General features: G+C 36.2%; 17 protein-coding genes, 3 tRNA genes and 1 pseudogene. 9 read left to right on the top strand and 12 right to left on the bottom strand.

The window, feature by feature from the left end; genetic code table 11:
• Positions 1–12 precede the first annotated feature (12 nt).
• The 5 genes from OLM61_RS08480 (at position 13) to OLM61_RS08460 (ending at position 2,911) form a co-directional block, all read left to right on the top strand.
• Positions 13–438 carry a hypothetical protein gene (locus OLM61_RS08480; protein WP_264525938.1) on the top strand — a complete coding sequence of 142 codons (426 nt, stop codon included), beginning with the start codon at positions 13–15 and terminating at the stop codon, positions 436–438.
• Positions 439–440: 2 nt separating this feature from the next.
• Positions 441–866, top strand: coding sequence for a SufE family protein (locus tag OLM61_RS08475; protein ID WP_264525937.1), 426 nt, complete (start codon positions 441–443; stop codon positions 864–866).
• Positions 867–973: 107 nt separating this feature from the next.
• Positions 974–1,297, top strand: coding sequence for an SUF system Fe-S cluster assembly protein (locus tag OLM61_RS08470; RefSeq protein ID WP_017494560.1), 324 nt, complete (start codon positions 974–976; stop codon positions 1,295–1,297).
• Positions 1,298–1,370: 73 nt separating this feature from the next.
• Positions 1,371–1,880 carry a DUF2480 family protein gene (locus OLM61_RS08465; RefSeq protein ID WP_264525936.1) on the top strand — a complete coding sequence of 170 codons (510 nt, stop codon included), beginning with the start codon at positions 1,371–1,373 and terminating at the stop codon, positions 1,878–1,880.
• An 80-nt stretch (positions 1,881–1,960) separates the two neighbouring features.
• Positions 1,961–2,911 (top strand): DUF3078 domain-containing protein, encoded by a 951-nt coding sequence (locus OLM61_RS08460; protein WP_264525935.1) that lies wholly within the window; start codon positions 1,961–1,963, stop codon positions 2,909–2,911.
• A 43-nt stretch (positions 2,912–2,954) separates the two neighbouring features.
• Here OLM61_RS08460 and hflX read toward each other — a convergent pair whose 3' ends face one another.
• The 10 genes and pseudogenes from hflX to OLM61_RS08410 form a co-directional block, all read right to left on the bottom strand.
• Positions 2,955–4,184: a GTPase HflX gene (gene hflX / locus OLM61_RS08455; protein ID WP_264525934.1), complete on the bottom strand. Its 1,230-nt coding sequence runs from the start codon at positions 4,182–4,184 to the stop codon at positions 2,955–2,957.
• Between the two features lie 181 nt (positions 4,185–4,365).
• Entirely contained in the window at positions 4,366–5,235 is an 870-nt protein-coding gene (locus OLM61_RS08450) for a hypothetical protein (RefSeq protein ID WP_264525933.1), read from the bottom strand.
• Between the two features lie 139 nt (positions 5,236–5,374).
• Positions 5,375–6,724 carry a DUF5689 domain-containing protein gene (locus OLM61_RS08445; RefSeq protein WP_264525932.1) on the bottom strand — a complete coding sequence of 450 codons (1,350 nt, stop codon included), beginning with the start codon at positions 6,722–6,724 and terminating at the stop codon, positions 5,375–5,377.
• 19 nt (positions 6,725–6,743) lie between these two features.
• Complete coding sequence (locus tag OLM61_RS08440) at positions 6,744–9,581, bottom strand: carboxypeptidase-like regulatory domain-containing protein (RefSeq protein WP_264525931.1); 2,838 nt, start codon at positions 9,579–9,581, stop codon at positions 6,744–6,746.
• Between the two features lie 253 nt (positions 9,582–9,834).
• Positions 9,835–11,051, bottom strand: a pseudogene (locus OLM61_RS08435) (MFS transporter).
• 254 nt (positions 11,052–11,305) lie between these two features.
• Positions 11,306–12,346 carry a Gfo/Idh/MocA family oxidoreductase gene (locus OLM61_RS08430; RefSeq protein ID WP_264525930.1) on the bottom strand — a complete coding sequence of 347 codons (1,041 nt, stop codon included), beginning with the start codon at positions 12,344–12,346 and terminating at the stop codon, positions 11,306–11,308.
• A 60-nt stretch (positions 12,347–12,406) separates the two neighbouring features.
• The gene (locus OLM61_RS08425; protein WP_264525929.1) at positions 12,407–13,477 is read right to left on the bottom strand and encodes an NADH:flavin oxidoreductase/NADH oxidase; all 1,071 of its coding nucleotides are present in this window, start codon (positions 13,475–13,477) and stop codon (positions 12,407–12,409) included.
• A gap of 218 nt (positions 13,478–13,695) precedes the next feature.
• Positions 13,696–13,866, bottom strand: coding sequence for a hypothetical protein (locus tag OLM61_RS08420; RefSeq protein ID WP_264525928.1), 171 nt, complete (start codon positions 13,864–13,866; stop codon positions 13,696–13,698).
• 272 nt (positions 13,867–14,138) lie between these two features.
• A complete protein-coding gene (locus OLM61_RS08415; RefSeq protein WP_264525927.1) occupies positions 14,139–14,276 on the bottom strand; it encodes a hypothetical protein in 138 nt (45 codons plus the stop codon).
• A 117-nt stretch (positions 14,277–14,393) separates the two neighbouring features.
• On the bottom strand, positions 14,394–14,639 hold the full coding sequence (locus OLM61_RS08410) for a hypothetical protein (protein ID WP_264525926.1): 246 nt from the start codon (positions 14,637–14,639) through the stop codon (positions 14,394–14,396).
• Between the two features lie 382 nt (positions 14,640–15,021).
• Here OLM61_RS08410 and rseP point away from each other — a divergent pair, with 382 nt between their 5' ends.
• From rseP to OLM61_RS08395, 3 genes are all read left to right on the top strand, one after another.
• A complete protein-coding gene (gene rseP, locus OLM61_RS08405) occupies positions 15,022–16,362 on the top strand; it encodes an RIP metalloprotease RseP (protein WP_264525925.1) in 1,341 nt (446 codons plus the stop codon).
• A gap of 86 nt (positions 16,363–16,448) precedes the next feature.
• Positions 16,449–16,522, top strand: a tRNA-Asn gene (locus OLM61_RS08400).
• A gap of 36 nt (positions 16,523–16,558) precedes the next feature.
• Positions 16,559–16,632: transfer RNA gene (locus tag OLM61_RS08395), tRNA-Asn, on the top strand.
• A 148-nt stretch (positions 16,633–16,780) separates the two neighbouring features.
• On the opposite strand, the gene OLM61_RS08390 is transcribed toward OLM61_RS08395, so the two are convergent.
• Together OLM61_RS08390 and OLM61_RS08385 are read right to left on the bottom strand one after the other, a co-directional pair.
• Positions 16,781–17,311 carry an SRPBCC family protein gene (locus tag OLM61_RS08390; RefSeq protein WP_264525924.1) on the bottom strand — a complete coding sequence of 177 codons (531 nt, stop codon included), beginning with the start codon at positions 17,309–17,311 and terminating at the stop codon, positions 16,781–16,783.
• A gap of 106 nt (positions 17,312–17,417) precedes the next feature.
• Positions 17,418–17,497, bottom strand: a tRNA-Leu gene (locus OLM61_RS08385).
• Positions 17,498–17,725: 228 nt separating this feature from the next.
• On the opposite strand from OLM61_RS08385, the gene OLM61_RS08380 reads away from it, so the two are divergent.
• Positions 17,726–18,667, top strand: a complete 942-nt coding sequence (locus OLM61_RS08380) for a ribose-phosphate pyrophosphokinase (protein WP_264525923.1) — start codon at positions 17,726–17,728, stop codon at positions 18,665–18,667.
• Positions 18,668–18,699: the final 32 nt, after the last annotated feature.

Here is an 18,699-nt window from a genome sequence, read left to right as displayed (position 1 = left end):
AAAACCTTTTTTATGAGAATATTATCTTTATTGCTCTTAACGTTTTTTATAGGAACAAGCTGTTCCGGTCAAAAAAAAGCCGACATGAAAGCTACTGAAATTGAATATTCTGCCGTTTCCCGAGGCACTTACAAAGTGATCGTGGTACAGAATAAAACAGTTTCGGTTACCAATGGCCGTAATGCGAAACCCGTTGAAAGCAAAATAGATGATTTAAAATGGAAACAGATTGTAGCTGAATTTTCAAAAATCAATATTAAAAACATTCCAAACCTAAAAGGACCAACGCAAAAACGTTTTCATGATGGTGCTGCATTAGGAAATTTAAAAATCACTCAGCATCAGAAAACATATGAAACTCTGGGTTTCGATGATGGATATCCGCCAAAAGAGATAGAAAAATTGGTAAATTTGCTGCTGGATTTTACGAAAGAATAATTATGACAATAAAAGAGATACAAAACGAAATAATAGACGAATTTTCGATGTTTGATGACTGGATGCAACGTTACGAGTACATCATCGAATTAGGAAAAAGTCTTCCGTTAATCAAAGAAGAATATAAAACCGACGAGAATTTAATCAAAGGATGCCAATCGAAAGTTTGGTTACAAGGAGAACAAAAAGAGGATCAAATTGTCTTTACTGCTGATAGTGATGCCATTCTGACCAAAGGAATTATTGCCATTTTGATTCGTACATTCTCCAATCAAAAAGCAGCAGATATTTTGAGTGCAGATGTTGATTTTATTGACGAAATCGGCTTAAAAGAACATTTATCCGCAACACGTGCAAATGGTTTAGTATCGATGATCAAAAACATCAAAATGTACGCTTTGGCCTTTGATTCGAAAAACAAAAATTAAAAAAATTAACCCTTAAGACATTAAGTTTTATAAAGCGTCAGCCCTACTTTCTCTTAATCTCTTAATGGTAAAAAATAAAAACACTTAGTGTTCAAAAAACAAAAACAATGGAACAAGAAATTGACACAAACGAATTAGGAGAATCAATCGTAAAAGTTTTAAAAGGCATTTATGATCCGGAAATTCCTGTAGACATATATGAGTTAGGATTAATTTACGATGTAATGGTCAACACCGATTATGAAGTAAAAATCTTAATGACCCTAACTTCTCCAAACTGCCCTGTTGCAGAAAGTTTACCAAGAGAGGTTGAAGAGAAAGTAAAAACAATTGAAAACATAAAAGATGTTGATGTTGAAATTACTTTCGATCCGCCATGGAGTAAAGATTTAATGAGCGAAGAAGCAAAATTAGAATTAGGAATGCTTTAAAAAGGTATACAGTTTACAGTCTCAGTCGCAGTTAAATACTACGACTGAGACCGCGACTGAAAACTAAATAAAAATGGAAGAAATCATCAATAAAGTTGCCAATAGTGCCCTGGAGGTTTTTGATCTTGAAGATTATTATCCAAAAGGTGTTCGTGTGCAGATCGATATATCACAATGGCTTTTAGAAGGTTTTTTGTTAAAAGAAAAAGACTTTAGAGAGCACTTAAAAAATCACGATTGGTCGCAATATCAAGATCAATATGTGGCCATAAACTGTAGCACAGATGCTATTGTTCCTGCCTGGTCTTCTATTCTTGTGGCCATACAATTGGCTCCCTACGCCAAAAAAGTGATCAATGGAACTATAGAGGATCTAGAAGCAAGTTTGTACGAAGAAATACTGAGCAAACTTGACTATACTGCTTACAAAAACAAACCTGTAATTGTAAAAGGATGCTCCCGAAAACCGGTTCCAACCCGTGCTTACATTTTAGCAGCAACTTACCTACAGCCATTTGCAAGAAGTATTATGTATGGTGAGGCCTGTTCGGCGGTGCCTTTATACAAAGAATCAAAGAAATAACATCCCTTACCAACTACATCCCATAAGTCTTTTTAACGATTATTTAGTATATTTGTTCTTACACTTTTAAACCAGATATCATGAAAAAGCTAGCGTTATTACTTCTTATTTTAACGAACTTTACTTTTGTTCAAGCCCAAAATTCAGAAAAAGAACTCATCCAAAATACTGAAAAAGCGGTAAAAAAAATAAATGATACAATAGAGGATGAAGGATGGAAAGCCAAAGGAACAGTCTCTCTTTTGCTAAATCAATCCAGCTTTAACAACTGGCTTGCGGGAGGTGAAGACAGCTTTTCCGGAACTTTAGGAATCAACTATGATTTCAATTACAAAAAAGAAGATCTTACCTGGGACAATAAAATCCTGGCTTCTTACGGTATCTTACAAACTAAAAATACCGATTTTGGAAAAAAGACAGATGACCGTCTTGAATTCAATTCGATTGTAGGTAAAAGAGCTTTTGGAGAATGGTACTATTCTTATTTCCTAAATTTCAGAACCCAGTTTACCACGGGTTACATTTATGGTAAAGACGCAAACGGAAAAGAAATCAGAACCGAAAACACCAAATTCATGTCTCCGGGTTATCTGACTACTGGTCCCGGGATTTATTGGTCAAAAGATGAAAATCTTAAAATAAACTTTGCACCCTTAACTTCAAAATTTACTTTTGTAGACAGCGCTTATACCTCAGGAATTGATCAGACAACCGGTTTACCTTATATCGATGGTGCTTATTTTGGTGTAGATGCCAACAAAAGCATGCGTTACGAACTAGGTTTCTATGCCTCTGTTTATTACAAATTGGCCATTATGACCAATGTTACTGCAGAAAACACTTTGAACCTGTACTCTAATTATTTAGAAGATCCACAAAATGTAGACATCAATTACTCGCTGAACATTATCATGAAAGTAAACAAATTTTTATCTGCCAATTTATCCTTCCAGGCAATTTATGACGACAATGCTTTTAAAGGTTTTCAAACCAGAGAAGTTTTCGGCTTAGGAGTTAATTTCGGATTCTAATAAAAAACAAAAACGGCTTTTGAGTAATTCAAAAGCCGTTTTTTTATTCTTCTTCTTTTTCGATTGCATCCTTGTAATCCGGATACAAAAACTTATTGTACGGGAATCTCGTGATGTGAATCTGACGAACTGCTTCGTAAACAATCTCTCTAAATTCCTCAAAATTCTCTTTCTGTGTTGCCGAGATAAACAAGGCTTTATCTTCTCCAACATTACCCATCCAGGTTTGTTTCCATTCCTCAAGCGTATAATGTCTTCTCGTTCTTTCGGTAATCAAATCATCTTCATCAATAGTCAGATGTTTGTAGGCATCAATTTTATTGAAAACCATAATCGTTGGTTTATCATTACTCTTGATCTCTAATAAAGTCTGATTTACCGATGCAATATGATCTTCAAAATCAGGATGTGAAATATCTACAACATGCAATAACAAATCGGCTTCACGAACCTCATCCAGGGTACTTTTAAAAGAGTCAACCAATTGCGTTGGTAATTTTCTAATAAAACCTACTGTATCGGACAATAAGAAAGGCAGATTTTTAATCACTACTTTTCGAACGGTGGTATCTAAAGTTGCGAACAATTTATTTTCAACGAAAACATCACTTTTACCAATCGCATTCATCAGTGTCGATTTTCCAACATTGGTATATCCTACTAATGCCACACGCACCATCGCACCGCGATTACTGCGCTGAATACTCATTTGTTTATCGATTGTTTTGATTTTGTCTTTTAGCAACGAAATTCGGTCACGTACAATACGTCTGTCCGTTTCGATCTCAGTTTCTCCAGGACCACGCATACCAATACCACCCTTTTGACGCTCAAGGTGTGTCCATAAACCCGAAAGTCTTGGCAATAAATATTGACATTGTGCCAATTCAACCTGTGTTCTTGCATAAGAGGTCTCCGCTCTTTGTGCAAAAATATCGAGAATTAAATTCGTACGGTCTAAGATTTTACAATCTATAATTCTGGAAATATTCTTTTGTTGTGATGGCGATAATTCATCATCAAAAATTAAAGTCGATATGTCGTTTTCTTTTACAAAAAGATTGATTTCATCTATTTTCCCTGTCCCTACAAAAGTTTTAGGATTTGGACGTTCCATTTTTTGCGAAAAGCGCTTAATCACTTCACCTCCTGCGGTAAAAGTCAAAAACTCTAATTCGTCCAGATATTCGTTAAGTTTTTCTTCACTCTGATTTTGAGTTATAATACCTACAATGGCAGTTCGCTCAAAATTTATAACTTCTTTTTCTAACATAGCTTTGAATAAGGTGCAAATTTAATGATTTGTAAGGTACTAACACTTATAGAATATCTTTTTTAAGTGCTATTTGGGAAATTACCCTATTCTATAAAAATCCCAAATTCCAATTGTTTATTGAAGTTTGGGATTTGGAATCTGGAATTTGGAATTTGAAATTTGGAATTTCAATTTTACCTTACTCGTAAATAAAAGTCTTCTCTGTTTTTACAATTCCGTTTTCCTCCACCTGAGAGCAAGAAATCGGGAAATTCAGTTTGTTGTATTTGTATTTTCTACTCACTCCAACCAAAACAGTAGAAGAAGGGCTAAAAACAATTTCATTATTAGGAGAGATTGATTCAAAACTAAATTCTTCTTCATGATACGAAATCATTGGTACAATTACTTTATAATTGTCTCCGAACAATTTTTTAACGATCAAAAGATCAACCGAATTTTTATCATCAAACGTAAAACTTTTCGAAATTTTATCTCCTACCAGACCTTTATGCTTTATGACATTATCATTGAAATAAACATATTCAATTTTGCCAATAATTGCTTTATTTCTGTCACGTGAAGTACGTCTCACAATGGTCCCGTTTTCAACAATATATTCAATATCATCCACTAAATTCTGGTGATTGGTACTCTTTTTCGTAGTTACTTTTACTCTCGCTCCTTCGTAACCAAAAGTTACGACTTTGGTAATGTAATCGTTACCTTCCTGGTATTTTTTTACAAACTTTGTAATGTTGTTGTCTGCATCATACGTATAATTCACAACTTCTTTCCAATCGCTTCCAACCTTATCTTTTACGGTCATATCCAATAACCCTTTGGTGTTGTAAAAGAAATGCTGAATAACATCTGAAGTCGTAATGGCTTGTATTTTTCCGTCTTTAAAAACAATTGTTTTGTTTACAATCTCACCATCTTTAGAGTTTTGGTAGTTTGTTTTTACAATATTGATTTGTTTCAGCCTCACAGGTGCATTCTCCTGATTCTGACTGTGTACTAAACATGGAAAAACCATCATTAAGATGGCAATAAAGTAGATTTTCATAGTTGTATTTGTATTGATTTGGGGTGACCAAAATACAAAATTCCATCAATTTTTAACAGTTTAAATCTGAAAAACAACACACTATTCGATATATCTCCTAAAAATCAATCTCTTAACTGTATCAATAGTCAGGAGCTCTTTACTTTTCGGCAAAAATCCTGACGTCGTCAACCATAAAAGCTCCATTTAATGTTTTGTCCTTACCCGAACCAATATATTTAAATGCAATATGAATGTTTTCTGAATAGGCAGACAGATCAATTGCTCCGGAACTTATAAACGTTCGCGGGGGTGTTGACAAAGAAGGCCCCTTTGCAGATAATTTTGTCCACTTTGCTTTGGTTACATTGGAACCGTCAAAATTAGTTGAAATATAAACTTCCAAAATGTTTAATGGTGAATCAAGTTTTAAGTCATGCTGTGCACTTCTAAAAGACAGCACTGCGTTTTTATAGCCGCTCAGATTAATTTTTGGCGTAACCAACCAGGCAATATTTACAACTCCGGTTGTGCCTGTAGTATTAAATTCTGCATAACCATTTCCGGCATACACCGTGCTCTCCCATAATTTTGAAGCTTTTTCGACAATATTGCTCCAGCCCGGCAGACTAAAATTCACATTGTTTTTTACCCCCTGAAAATCTTCTGCAAAAAGCGGAACATTTCTTTTCCCTTTCATCTCCAAATCCTTTTCTGACCGAACTATTAATTGATAATCTGATCCGAATTTTGTCAAAACTCCCCTCACTTTGCCACTGCCTTCAGGTATCAAATTAGCCGCAAAATTAGCATAAGCACTTGTTCTGAAAATAATCTGATTGCCACTTTTATCCCCAAGGTTCCAATTTGTTGCACCACCTATATTATTTGATTCTTCAAAGTAATGACGCCCAATCGCTTCCTCGGTAAACTGAACGTCTTTTAACTCGATCAATGTATTAAGCCACTTCTCGCTTAATGCCTCTTCTATAGCCATCGTTTTTACCAGTTTGCTCTCATCAATTATCGTACATGAAGCACTCAGAACGTTTTTATAATCCGTTTTCGAAATTCGGCCAATCGTTGGATCTCCCGAATTGCTCACATACAAACTTCCGATACGCAAACCGCCAAAATACAAATCTGTAAACTGATTTTTCAATTTAAGATATACTTTGCTCCCCACACGAAAATCGATGTACGTACCAGAAACATCAACCGGAACATTCAATCCAATTGCCGGTATGGTTTCGGTTGGTATCGTTTGTAAAAAAAGAGTCTTAAAAAAATTCCCTCCTTCATCGCTGGATACGACATAAGCCTCAATGACATCGTCATACCCATATTGTTTCGGCACAGGCCCCGAAAGATCCTTCACTTTCTGAACCTTTTGGTTTACCACTAAATCGGGTTGCGTACATTCCAATTTCGGAATTTCGATTTCATTATTGCAACTGTAAAGAAAGAGTACGAACAAGACATAGCCGAAAATTAAAAATCTATTTTTCATTTTAAATTGGTTTTAATTTTTACAAACTGATGGTAAAGTTTACAAAATAAGTTCTTCCATATCCATAATAATATTTGGGTCCAAATGACGGTGTTTCACTCGACACATCCTGATTGAGAGCCCTGAAATTGGCATTTCGGGCCTGCTCAAAACCACCTGTTTTATAGCTCACATCCAGAATGTTATTGATACTCCAAAAAAGACCAATGTACTTATGTGATAGGCGCCAGGACTTTCCCCCTGTAATATTTAATAATGAAATTGGATCAAATTTTTCCTGTTTCAGTAAAACGGTTGCCCGTTCTTCCGTCGCCTCCGGAAATACAAGACCATTTACAGGATTTTTATAAAACCGATTCGTTCTTGCAATAGGCGAAACATCGATGTAATTCTCAGACAAATAATTAATATTTACTCCCAGCCACCAATATTTAGGATCTCTGTATTCCAATCCCATCGAAAAAGCCTGTTGGGGCATTCCCGGTTGTTTGTAGTTTTTAAGGTAAGATTCTCCAAAATCAAAAACAGCTGAAGTGTTGCCTTTCGCAACATTGGCATCGTTCGTAATCGTTACATTGGGGTTACTGCTGTAACTATAATGACCATAAGCTGCACAGAAGGTCGTTTTAAATGTTGATGAAACCTGATATTCCATACTGAATTCCATCCCAATATTCTTCTTGTCTAAATGCGTTAACGTCTGACTCACAAAAGCATCCGTATTGTTATAAGCCGCAGCTTTGTCAAAAATTCCTTCTGCGTAGAAAAAAGAAGTTCGGGTTGTGTTTTTGATTAGCGTATAATAAACGGTTGAACGAATTTTAAAATTTGGAGAACGAAAGACATAGTTTCCTTCGGCGCTGCTGATATTTTCATTTTCGATTCCGTCAACAATTGAATTATTCAATCGGGAATTTGCAAACGTATTTCTTAAAGATGGTGCTCTGCTAAGATGCATTCCGTTCAAAAACAACCATTGTTTCCCTGAAATTTTATACGTGAAACCGCCTTTAAAACCAAAATTTTCAAAACCCACATTTTTACTTTTTCCAAGAGAAGAAGCCGGATAAATTCCGTTTTGGTACAATCCCTCTCGCTGATAATTGGAAACGGAATAGGACTGACCGAAATAAAAATCTATCTTTTTGTAATTGAATTTAAATTGTGTGAAAGCATCAATTGTTGTTGCTAAAAAATTATAATTATAGCCGTAAGTGTCCCCTTTTTGTACCTGACGATTTGGGTTCTGCAAATCTGACTGTGCCTGGCTTCCGCTATAAAAAGGAGCAATATCTTCAAAATATTCTCCGCCCAGCAAGTCTAAAAGGTATTGAAACTGATGTGATTTTAAACGCCTAAAAGTTACCCCTCCATCAAAAGCACTGTGCTCTGTTATTTGTAGGTTTAGATTGGAGCTGGCCGCCAAGGTTTTATCATCTGTTCGGTCTTCATATAAAACATAATGACTTTGGGCAGGCTCATATCCTTCAATTGTTCCATCAGAATTTAATGTTGGTTTCCGATTGGCGCGATACAACTCCTCCCAATTGATCTGCTGATTCTCGATAAATTTTGTTTTTGCCTGTGCGGCATTTACAGCATCGGGGGTAAAATCTCCTGAAAACTCCCCTTTGTCTTTTCCATAAAGTGAGGTGTAATAGCTGGGTAGTTTTTGATAATACACCGGATCCGGACTGGCTGTATTTTGATAATCAATCGCACTGTTTCCGACCTGTCCCAATTGATACAGGACACTCGAATTCAGATCGGCTTTTTCATTTATTTTGTAATAATGATTTAGCATCAAGAGTGGTTCTTCGACTCTTTTTACCCTCGCATTTCGTTTTTCTCCGTTTTGAAATCCCCAATAAGAATTGTATTTTTTATTTGTTAATTGAATAACCTCCGCGGTATGGGCTGAGTTTTTTCCCCTCGAATTTGGGGTATAAAATCCGGTAAAATTCAATGAGTGTTTGCCGCTTAGTTTTTTTTCAATACTCACAAAAAAAGACTCCGCTGCGAAGTTTGTCCCTTCAAAATACCCTTCACCCGACCAGCGTTTCCCGCCGGAAAGGACATAAGCCCAACCCGAAGCACTCATTCCTGAAGCATAACTCGTAATGGCCCGCCAGTTGTATGTAGTATTACTTCCTGAAAGGGAAAGCTGACTGGTTTTCCTGTACATTGAAGCACGTGTCGTGATTTGTTGTGTTCCTAAAATCCCTCCGAAAGTATAATTTGAAGCAGCTGCACCAATCGAAAACTCCTGATTTCGCAATACATTATTCAAGCCTCCCCAATTACTCCATTGTGGTCTTCCGTCGTAAATTTTATTCATGATCGTACCGTTTAACATCATCGTTCCGTTTTCACTGTCTAAACCCCGAACCCGAAATCGGGCCTGTCCCCAATTGAAAGCGGAAGCCTGCATAAAAGCATCTTTTGAAGATTGCAAAAAACCTGAAGTCATTTCAGAAGAACTATTATCCTCGGAAAGTTCGCTATCTGATAGTGTGATTAAGGCTGCCGGTGTTTCATCCGAAAAATTATCTTCTAAGGGCAAGATTCCTAAATCTACCTTTTGCCCCGGATTAGACTGTATTTTTAAAAGGAGATCCTTATAGCCCTGACTGTGTATCCATAATAATTGCTCTCCCTTTACAGCAGCTTGCAATTCAAATTTCCCCTTTGCATTGGTTAGTTGTGTTATGGAAGAATTCTGAATGTTTACGACAATATTCCCCAAAGGATTTTGGGTCTTTGCATCAATCACAATTCCCAAAAAAGTAGTCTGTTCCTGTGCAAATAGAAAACCAATAGGCAATAACACAAATAGTATGATCCCTTTCTTTGTCATGAACCTCCAATTTACTTTTAGAATTTAGTTTTGGATTGAATTGGTTTTGGCTACAAAACATTCAATCTCTTACATCAAAAGATAAAATTGGGTTTTGGAAGGAATAAAAAAGTACGAATTAAAACCTATTGTTTTAATCCGGAATTCAAATATAAACAAAAAATACGAAAGTATTTTCCTGTTAAATAAAATTATTTAAAAATAGTATAGCTGTGGCAGTTTTTTAACCTTAGCCCTTTTATGCCTGTTTCAATTAAGAAGTTACTCTAATTTTAGAAACCATAAAGGCGATCAAAACGCCAAAAATTCCAATAAAAGCAAATGAAAACTGAAGTCCGAAAGTTTCAGCAATATGTCCGATAACCGGTGGTCCCATTAAGAAACCCAGAAAACTTACACTCGAAACAATAGTTAAAGCTTCTCCGGCGGAACTGTCGGGTTTTTCCCTGCCATACTGTAAACGGTAGGAACGATAGTGGCTACTCCTAAACCAACAGCCATAAAAGCAATAGTACAAGGTATAAGATAAGGAAGAAAAACGGCTGTAAAAAGTCCGGCCGAAATCATAACTCCGCTAATTTGCATCACACGTTCACGTCCAAATTTATTGATAAGACCGTCTCCTAAAAATCGTCCGCTTGCCATCATAATCATGAAAGAAGTGTATCCTAAAATTACCAACGGTCCTGGTGCTTTTACCACATCTTTAAAATATACACCACTCCAGTCAAACATAACACCTTCACTGGCCATGCTGCAAAATCCAATCACGCCAAGCCAGATTAATGCAGTGTCTGGTTTCACAAATAACTTTTTCTTCTCGCCTTTGACTTTGATCTTTTCTTTGGCTTTGATTAAAAATTTAAAGTTAAAAGCGATCATCAGCAATACAACTCCTGCCACAATCATAAAATGATGGAGCGGGCTTAGTTTTAAAGCCAGCATTCCTAAGCCTACTAAAGCTCCGGTAAATCCGGCAAAACTCCACATCCCGTGAAAAGAAGACATTATTGTTTTTCTAAAAAGTTCCTCGGTATAAACACCTTGTGTATTAACGGCAATATTGGCCAGATTCCCAAACAATCCGAACAGGAATAATCCCAATGACAATTGTAAGGCTGTAGTTGCCAAACCTAAATTGGCCAGACATAACACATACATGATTAAAGAAAAAATCAAAATGCGATGGCTCCCGAATTTTGTAACCATCTTACCGGAAAATGGCATAATAAGCAATTGCCCCATTGGCAAAGCAAAAAGAATAGAACCCAGATCTCCTTCGGTTAAATGTAAGGCCGTTTTGATATCCGGAATCCTGCTTGCCCAGGTAGCAAAACTCAATCCCATCCCAAAATAAAACATCCCAACAGCAAAACGTATTCGGTTTAAATAAGAGATTTTAGCTTCTCTGTAAACTTTCTTAATCTTCCCTTTGGTTTGGAATAATGCTAGTGGATTGAAGTTGATCAAAATGTTTCGTTTTGGATTTAAAGTATAAAAGTACTAAAAAGCTACTTTACCACCTATAAAACCTACCAGTTCCTCGATTTACAACGTTGTATGTTTATAATTTTTTTTGAGGAGCAAAGGTTCAAAGAAGCAAAGTGGCAAAGGTTTTTTGTAAACCTTAATGCAGTGTAATAAATAGGTGCTTTTTTTTCACAGTTTTCAAGGATTAAAAGAATGTTATACTCTGTTTAATCCTTAAATCTGCGGGTAACTTTTTATAAGTTAATTACTTTTTGTTGCGCGTGACTTGCGATTGCCGCTTCGATAATCTGCATTACTTTTACTCCGTCCTGCGCGCTAACCGGTTCTTCTTTGTCCTTTACGATAGCATCATAAACACCATCAAAAAAGGAAAAGTAGTTCCCCTGAAGTGTTGGGATTTTCTCTCTGATTTGTTTTCCGTCGATTTCAGTATGCAAAAGTCCTTGTAAGGTTTCTGATTCTGTTCCCCAGAATTCCAGATTAGGTTTTTTTCCCAATTTTAAATCATCTTCCTGAACATCACCACGAGGCTTTAAAAAAGATCCTTTTTTACCCTGCAGGACATAAGCAGGATTGGCTTCTCTCACAAAAAAACTCGCTTTTAAACGAACTCTGAAATTGTCATAGATCAATACCAAATCAATCCAGTCGTCAACCAGGGTATTCGTTCTGGTAAAACGAATGTCTCCGAAAACCGATTTTGGAGAACCAAACAAACAAACGGCCTGATCAATTAAGTGCGGCCCTAAATCCTTCAGAATTCCAGCTCCGTCATTTACCGTTTCTTTATGTGCTTTAGGGCTCAACAATGGATTGTATCTGTCAAAATGAAATTCAGCTTCTACCAAATCTCCTAAAACTCCATCGTTGATTATTTTTTGAACGGTTTTAAAATCACTGTCCCATCTTCTGTTTTGAAAAACGGCTAATTTCAATCCTTTTTCTTTTGCAATTGCGGCTAATTCCTGCGCTTCAGCGACTGTGGTGGTAAAAGCTTTTTCTACTACAGCATGTTTTCCGCTCAAAAGTACCTTTTTTGCGTACTCATAATGCGTTCCAACCGGTGTGTTTACAATTACCAAATCGACATCATCTGCCAGTAACGCTTCAATTGTGGGATAACTTTTTACCGCCGGATAATCTTCCTGAATGAGTTTTTTACTTCTTTCCCAGGAACCTAATAGTTCAAATCCGTCGTGTATGTTTAAAAATGGGGCGTGAAATACTTTACCCGACATTCCGTATGATAATAATGCTGTTCTAATCTTTTGCATTGGTTTTGTTTTTGTTTGGTTGCCGCGAATTCATAAATTAAATTCATGACGAAAAAAATATTAAAGTTTCGCTCTTTCGTATTGTTTCGGCCATTGAATATCTTCCTTTAATTCTTTGGCAAAATCCAGAGGCAAATTCGGATTTCTAAGGGACTCTCTCGCAAACAAAATCACATCAGCCTGACCGCTGCTTAAAATTTCTTCGGCTTGTGCGGCTTCTGTGATTAAACCAACAGCGCCTGTTAAAACAGCAGCTTCTTTTTTGATTTTGGCTGCAAAAGGAACCTGATAATTTGGTTTTAAAGGAATTTGCTGGTGCGAAACTAATCCGCCTGAAGAGGTATCAATTAAATCTACTCCTTTTTCTTTTAAAATTACGGAAAGTTTCACTGATTCTTCCGGATTCCATCCTCCTTCTGCCCAATCGGTGGCCGAAATTCGAACAAACAAAGGTAAATCTGACGGCCATTCTGATTGCACTGCGGCTACAATTTCTAAAGTAAAACGGATTCTGTTTTCAAAAGTCCCTCCATATTCATCTGTTCTCACATTTGTTAAAGGTGATAAAAACTGGTGCAGTAAGTATCCATGCGCGGCATGAATTTCCATTACCTGATAACCTGCTTTAACCGCTCTTTTTGTTGCGGACTTAAAATCGGAAATTACTTTTTGAATTCCATCGGTATCTAAAGCTTCTGGAAGAAAAGGCTCATCATCATGATACGGAATCGCACTTGCCGAAACAGTATGCCATCCGCCCTGAGCGATGTCCAGTTTTTTATTGCCTTCCCACGGTATCGAAACACTTGCCTTACGTCCAGCGTGTGCCAATTGAATTCCGGGAATCGCATTTTGCGACACAATAAAGGTATTGATGATTTGAAGTTTCTCAATATGCTCCTCTTTCCACAGACCTAAATCGGAAGGAGAAATTCTCGCCTCAGGAGAAACCGCGGTGGCTTCCTGAATAATTAAACCCACTCCGCCACTGGCACGACTGCCTAAGTGAACCAAATGCCAATCGTTTGCAAATCCGTCTATAGCCGAATATTGACACATAGGTGAAATAACGATTCTGTTTTTTAAAGTGATTTTTTTTATTGTAAGCGGTGAAAACAATAATGAAGCCATAGGTGTAACTTTTTTTTAATGATTTTACACTCCTATTTAGGTAGGTTAGTGTATCAAAAAGTAAAGTTAAACCATCTGCTTAAAAGTAGAAATCGAAATGTTTATTAATTAACAAACATTTAAAGCAAATGTTGTTTGCTGCAAAGCTTATACTGTTTTTTTATTTTTGACCAGGCAGACTGTTGCGCTGATCTGGTTCGCCATTATAAAGTATTTTTCTAATCATTTTCCCCACCAAATTCTTTGCTTTTTCTATTATTCCTATAATTTAAAACAATTACTATTGTGGCAACTAATATCATAATAACGACTAGCGCAGAAATTAAAATAACTTCATTACTTACCTCTTTAGCTGCTAGCTTCCCATAATCAAAACCTTCTGATTCCATAATTTTAAAACCATTCATTACTATTTTTGGAAAAATCATTTTTCCGGAAACTTTTTTTACTGAGACAAACTCATCAGAATTCTGTTCAATAACCTTGAACGAAAGTGCTGATCCCTATGACAGGAATCTTTAAGTACTGTATACTTTCTAAAAATTAAAGCCCAAAATACAGGCGTAGTAGTTCATGCAAATACGAGGAGAAATGAAAATGCAAAAAGAACCTTCTTTGTTAGAGTGTCTCTATACCAAATAGAAAACTAAACCCCACTTTTTTAATGTGCTACAAAGTGTAAAGCATCCCCCATCAGTTTCCTCACAAAATAAAACACTACCATGAATATCGAACAGGTATAAAAAATAATCAATGTACTTAAAAACAAGTTTTCGACTTTTACTATTTTCTTTCTCATTTTGGTTTATTCTAGTTTAATCGCAAAAGAAAAAAGCAAACAAAGCTAATCTCTTTCATAAGTATTTTACTACAACAAACTTAACAGAGTTCCGTCTAATAACATTGGACGGAACTCTTATCCTCCAAAAATTTCTTTCCTTTCTTCATTTTTAATGGTACTTAGAGAATAATGCACTACTAATTCAAAAGAAGTTTCATAGTAAAAGCTCTCTCTCTTTTTACAATACTTCAGGGGCGCATCAAACCCTTTAATTATTTCCAGTTCATTATAGAGCTGACTTCTGCTTAGAAACATTTTTTTTGCAAAAGCAGCCGGCGAACCTGTTTTTTCTTCACAGATTAACTGATGAATCCTTTTCATTCGCTCTATTTTCTTTATAAAACTCATCGCCTGCCTTAATAAAATAGGTGAAACATAAATCGTCCAGAATTGAATCCTTCTTAAAAAAGTTCTATTCTCAATAAAGTAGGAAAATTAGAAAAGTTTTTTGCAACGACTTGTCTCAATAAGCCATAAGACTATCGTAATAAGACTTATTTTACATATGTGTGTCCTTTTTTTATGAAGCAGCAGAAAAAGAAATGCAATTTCTTCCCTTTTTACGAAAAAGACTTTAGTGAAGTATTAAAAAAAATAAGAGTGAAGTATTAACAAACATTTAAAGCCTTATGTATTATATTGCGCTATCAAATTAAAATAGAAACGTTACTTTTGTGCGTTAAATACGAACTAAAAATACAAAATGGATATAGTTATCAAACTCTCTCAATTTCTATTGAGTTTATCTTTACTTATTATTCTTCACGAATTAGGGCATTTTATTCCTGCAAAATTGTTTAAAACAAGAGTCGAAAAATTTTACTTATTTTTTGATATTAAATATTCTCTCTTAAAAAAGAAAATTGGAGAAACTGAATACGGGATTGGATGGCTGCCATTAGGTGGTTATGTAAAAATCTCCGGAATGATTGACGAAAGTATGGACAAGGACCAAATGGCCCTTCCTCCACAACCTTGGGAATTTCGTTCTAAACCGGCATGGCAACGTTTAATCATCATGTTGGGTGGTGTTACGGTAAACTTTATCCTGGCCTTTATTATTTATATCGGAATGGCATTTGTTTATGGTGATACCTATGTCGCTAATGCCGATCTGAAAGATGGTGTTTTAATTGAAAATCCGGTAATGTTAAAAGCGGGTTTTAAAACGGGAGACAAACTACTGACTGTTGACGGACAAAAACTCGAAAACTTCGACAACGATATCAACATGAAAATTATCATGGCGAAAGAAATCTTAATCGAAAGAAACGGACAACAGCAAACGATAAAAATGCCAACTGATTTTGTAGATCAATTGTCAAAACAGGAAAAGGCACCTCTTGTAAATATGAGAATCCCTTTTGCGGTGGCAAACGTTACAGAAGAATCCGGAAATACTGCTTTAAAGGCAAAAGATTTAATTGTTAGCCTAAACGGTCAGGATGCAAGATACTATGATCAGGTAAAATCTATTTTAGAAAGCAACAAAGGCAAAACAATTCCTGCCGTTGTTTTACGTGATTTAAAGAAAGTACCGATTACGGTTAAAGTTTCGGTAGCAGGAAAACTGGGTGTTGGCGTTGGAGGTTTAAATATCGAATCTTTAGAAAAATTAGGATACTATAAGGTAAGCACTAAAAACTATTCTTTCTTTGAGTCTATTCCGGTTGGACTTACAAAAGGTAAAGATCAGTTGGTAGGTTACGGAAAACAACTTAAGATGATTTTTAATCCTGAAACGAAAGCTTACAAACAAGTAGGTGGTTTTGCAGCGATTTTCAACATTTTTCCAAGCAGCTGGAGCTGGGAAACCTTTTGGTCGATCACCGCTTTGTTGTCAATTATGCTTGGAGTAATGAATTTATTACCAATTCCGGCTCTTGATGGTGGTCATGTAATGTTTTTATTATACGAAATAATTAGTGGTAGAAAACCAAGTGATAAATTCCTTGAAAACGCCCAAATGGTTGGTTTCGTTTTACTTATAGCACTGCTTTTATTTGCTAATGGAAACGACATTTATAAGGCAATTATGAAATAGAAAAAAAAATCAATAAAAAGTGTCAAAATATTTTTGAGAAACTAAAAAACCTCTTATATTTGCACTCGCTAAAAAGAACAGCAACTTCCTCCTTAGCTCAGTTGGTTAGAGCATCTGACTGTTAATCAGAGGGTCCTTGGTTCGAGCCCAAGAGGGGGAGCAACTTTTTAGCAAACATATTTACCTTTAAGGTGATTCCTCCTTAGCTCAGTTGGTTAGAGCATCTGACTGTTAATCAGAGGGTCCTTGGTTCGAGCCCAAGAGGGGGAGCTTATTAAATACCACTTACAAACGTAAGTGGTATTTTTTTTACCCTTTATTTTATTCCAGCACACAGACTATGCGCGGATCTTACTCATCCTTTCTTCAAAATACCCAACAATCTAACACACCAACCGTCTTTTAAACAACACTAAAGCTAAAACTTTCGTTTTTGATACGGAGTCCCCTCCCCGTCTTCACAATACCCCTTAAGACTCAAAAGAAACATCGCCCAGTTGTAATTGCACCATTGATAGAATTCCGTTAGCTCACGCCAGCCAAAATGCTTTAAAACAACCGCCGTTACCCCGTCCTTTTCTTTTAAATCAAACGAAATACCCGTTCCAATCCATTCCGGGTCCGAATCTATACATTCCCACAACACTCTTTTATTTTCAGCCAATTCGACCACCTTCATTTTCGTGACATCCTCGTCCCCGAAATTAAACTCATTAACAAAACCCAATTCCGGTCTAACAACTAATTCTTCCGTCCAGACAGCACCAAGCCCCTCCCGCGTCGTTAACACCTTATAAACCTCCGAAATTGGTGCCTTAATATAATTGACATGCTCTATTTTTTCCATTTTCAACTGATTATTGTTCCCATACTCAAAGTTAACAAGTTTTACCACACTGCAATACAAAGCTTTATCAACCAGATTCCACTCACATCTCCACTCCACCATTTCTTTCCAAAACAAAAACCATTCTATAGCACAAAGTTGAAACTGCGGGCAAAATTTTAAAAAAAGGCACAAAAAAAAGCCCCTTCTTTTCAGAAGAGGCTTTAAGTACCCGGAGCCGGAGTCGAACCGGCACGGTTTCCCACAGGTGTTTGAGACCAGCGCGTCTACCAATTCCGCCATCCGGGCTTAGCAGACGAAAAAACAATCAAAATTTGATTATTTCAACGCAATAGAATAAGTGAATTATGATGTCATAACTGTGCTTATTCCTTTAACACGGTGCAAATGTAAAAAATAAAATTAAAAATTCTAATAAAAATACTTAATTTTTTCCTTTCAGTGTCCAATAAATTTTCTAAATTTGCACCTCGTTAAAACGAAGCACACACAACTAACTACAAAACAACAAATTAAATGTCGCACCTAGAACCAGAAGCTAAAATTTTTGCTTGTTCACAAAGTGTCTATCTTGCAGAAAAAATTGCGGAACAATACGGAATTCCGTTAGGCAAAGTAACGATGTCGAAGTATAGTGATGGAGAATTTCAGCCATCTTACGAAGAATCAATTAGAGGATTACGTGTTTTTATCGTGTGTTCAACTTTTCCAACTGCCGATAATTTGATGGAATTGTTACTCATGATTGATGCAGCAAAACGTGCATCAGCAAGACACATTACAGCTGTCATGCCTTATTTTGGTTGGGCAAGACAAGACAGAAAGGATAAACCAAGAGTTCCGATTGGAGCAAAATTAGTAGCTAATTTATTAGATGCTGCCGGAGCAACAAGAGTAATGACAATGGATTTGCACGCAGATCAAATTCAAGGGTTTTTCGAAAAACCAGTAGATCATTTATTTGCTTCTACCATCTTTTTACCATACGTAGAAAGTTTAAAATTAGACAATCTGACTATTGCATCTCCAGATATGGGAGGTTCAAAAAGAGCATATGCTTACTCTAAGTTCCTGGAATCAGATGTAGTAATCTGTTACAAACAAAGAAAAGCAGCCAACGTTATCGACACTATGGAACTAATTGGTGAAGTAAAAGGCCGTAACGTAATATTAGTAGACGACATGATCGATACAGGCGGAACATTAGCAAAAGCCGCAGATTTAATGATCGAAAAAGGAGCATTAAGCGTTAGAGCTATTTGTACACACGCTATTTTATCGGGTGATGCCTACGAAAAAATTGAAAACTCTAAATTAAGTGAGTTAATTGTTACCGATTCTATCCCATTAAAGAAAGAATCAAAGAAAATCAGAGTGGTGAGTTGTGCACCTCTTTTTGCAGAAGTTATGCACATGGTGCACCACAACAATTCCATTAGTGGAAAATTCATAATGTAAGAAGCTATACGCTTTAGGCTTTAAGCCATAAG

Source organism: Flavobacterium sp. N502536, assembly GCF_025947345.1.
Taxonomy (GTDB): Bacteria; Bacteroidota; Bacteroidia; order Flavobacteriales; family Flavobacteriaceae; genus Flavobacterium.
The sequence above is the reverse complement of the archived record's forward strand: the minus strand, read 5'-3'. Positions and strand labels throughout refer to the sequence as shown.

What these genes read in the sequence shown, in the direction of transcription:
- OLM61_RS08480 (WP_264525938.1), top strand. Translation starts at nt 13, where the DNA reads ATGAGAATATTATCTTTATTGCTCTTAACGTTTTTTATAGGAACAAGC.
- OLM61_RS08475 (WP_264525937.1), top strand. Translation starts at nt 441, where the DNA reads ATGACAATAAAAGAGATACAAAACGAAATAATAGACGAATTTTCGATG.
- OLM61_RS08470 (WP_017494560.1), top strand. Translation starts at nt 974, where the DNA reads ATGGAACAAGAAATTGACACAAACGAATTAGGAGAATCAATCGTAAAA.
- OLM61_RS08465 (WP_264525936.1), top strand. Translation starts at nt 1,371, where the DNA reads ATGGAAGAAATCATCAATAAAGTTGCCAATAGTGCCCTGGAGGTTTTT.
- OLM61_RS08460 (WP_264525935.1), top strand. Translation starts at nt 1,961, where the DNA reads ATGAAAAAGCTAGCGTTATTACTTCTTATTTTAACGAACTTTACTTTT.
- hflX (WP_264525934.1), bottom strand. Translation starts at nt 4,184, where the DNA reads ATGTTAGAAAAAGAAGTTATAAATTTTGAGCGAACTGCCATTGTAGGT.
- OLM61_RS08450 (WP_264525933.1), bottom strand. Translation starts at nt 5,235, where the DNA reads ATGAAAATCTACTTTATTGCCATCTTAATGATGGTTTTTCCATGTTTA.
- OLM61_RS08445 (WP_264525932.1), bottom strand. Translation starts at nt 6,724, where the DNA reads ATGAAAAATAGATTTTTAATTTTCGGCTATGTCTTGTTCGTACTCTTT.
- OLM61_RS08440 (WP_264525931.1), bottom strand. Translation starts at nt 9,581, where the DNA reads ATGACAAAGAAAGGGATCATACTATTTGTGTTATTGCCTATTGGTTTT.
- OLM61_RS08430 (WP_264525930.1), bottom strand. Translation starts at nt 12,346, where the DNA reads ATGCAAAAGATTAGAACAGCATTATTATCATACGGAATGTCGGGTAAA.
- OLM61_RS08425 (WP_264525929.1), bottom strand. Translation starts at nt 13,477, where the DNA reads ATGGCTTCATTATTGTTTTCACCGCTTACAATAAAAAAAATCACTTTA.
- OLM61_RS08420 (WP_264525928.1), bottom strand. Translation starts at nt 13,866, where the DNA reads ATGGAATCAGAAGGTTTTGATTATGGGAAGCTAGCAGCTAAAGAGGTA.
- OLM61_RS08415 (WP_264525927.1), bottom strand. Translation starts at nt 14,276, where the DNA reads ATGAGAAAGAAAATAGTAAAAGTCGAAAACTTGTTTTTAAGTACATTG.
- OLM61_RS08410 (WP_264525926.1), bottom strand. Translation starts at nt 14,639, where the DNA reads ATGAAAAGGATTCATCAGTTAATCTGTGAAGAAAAAACAGGTTCGCCG.
- rseP (WP_264525925.1), top strand. Translation starts at nt 15,022, where the DNA reads ATGGATATAGTTATCAAACTCTCTCAATTTCTATTGAGTTTATCTTTA.
- OLM61_RS08390 (WP_264525924.1), bottom strand. Translation starts at nt 17,311, where the DNA reads ATGGTGGAGTGGAGATGTGAGTGGAATCTGGTTGATAAAGCTTTGTAT.
- OLM61_RS08380 (WP_264525923.1), top strand. Translation starts at nt 17,726, where the DNA reads ATGTCGCACCTAGAACCAGAAGCTAAAATTTTTGCTTGTTCACAAAGT.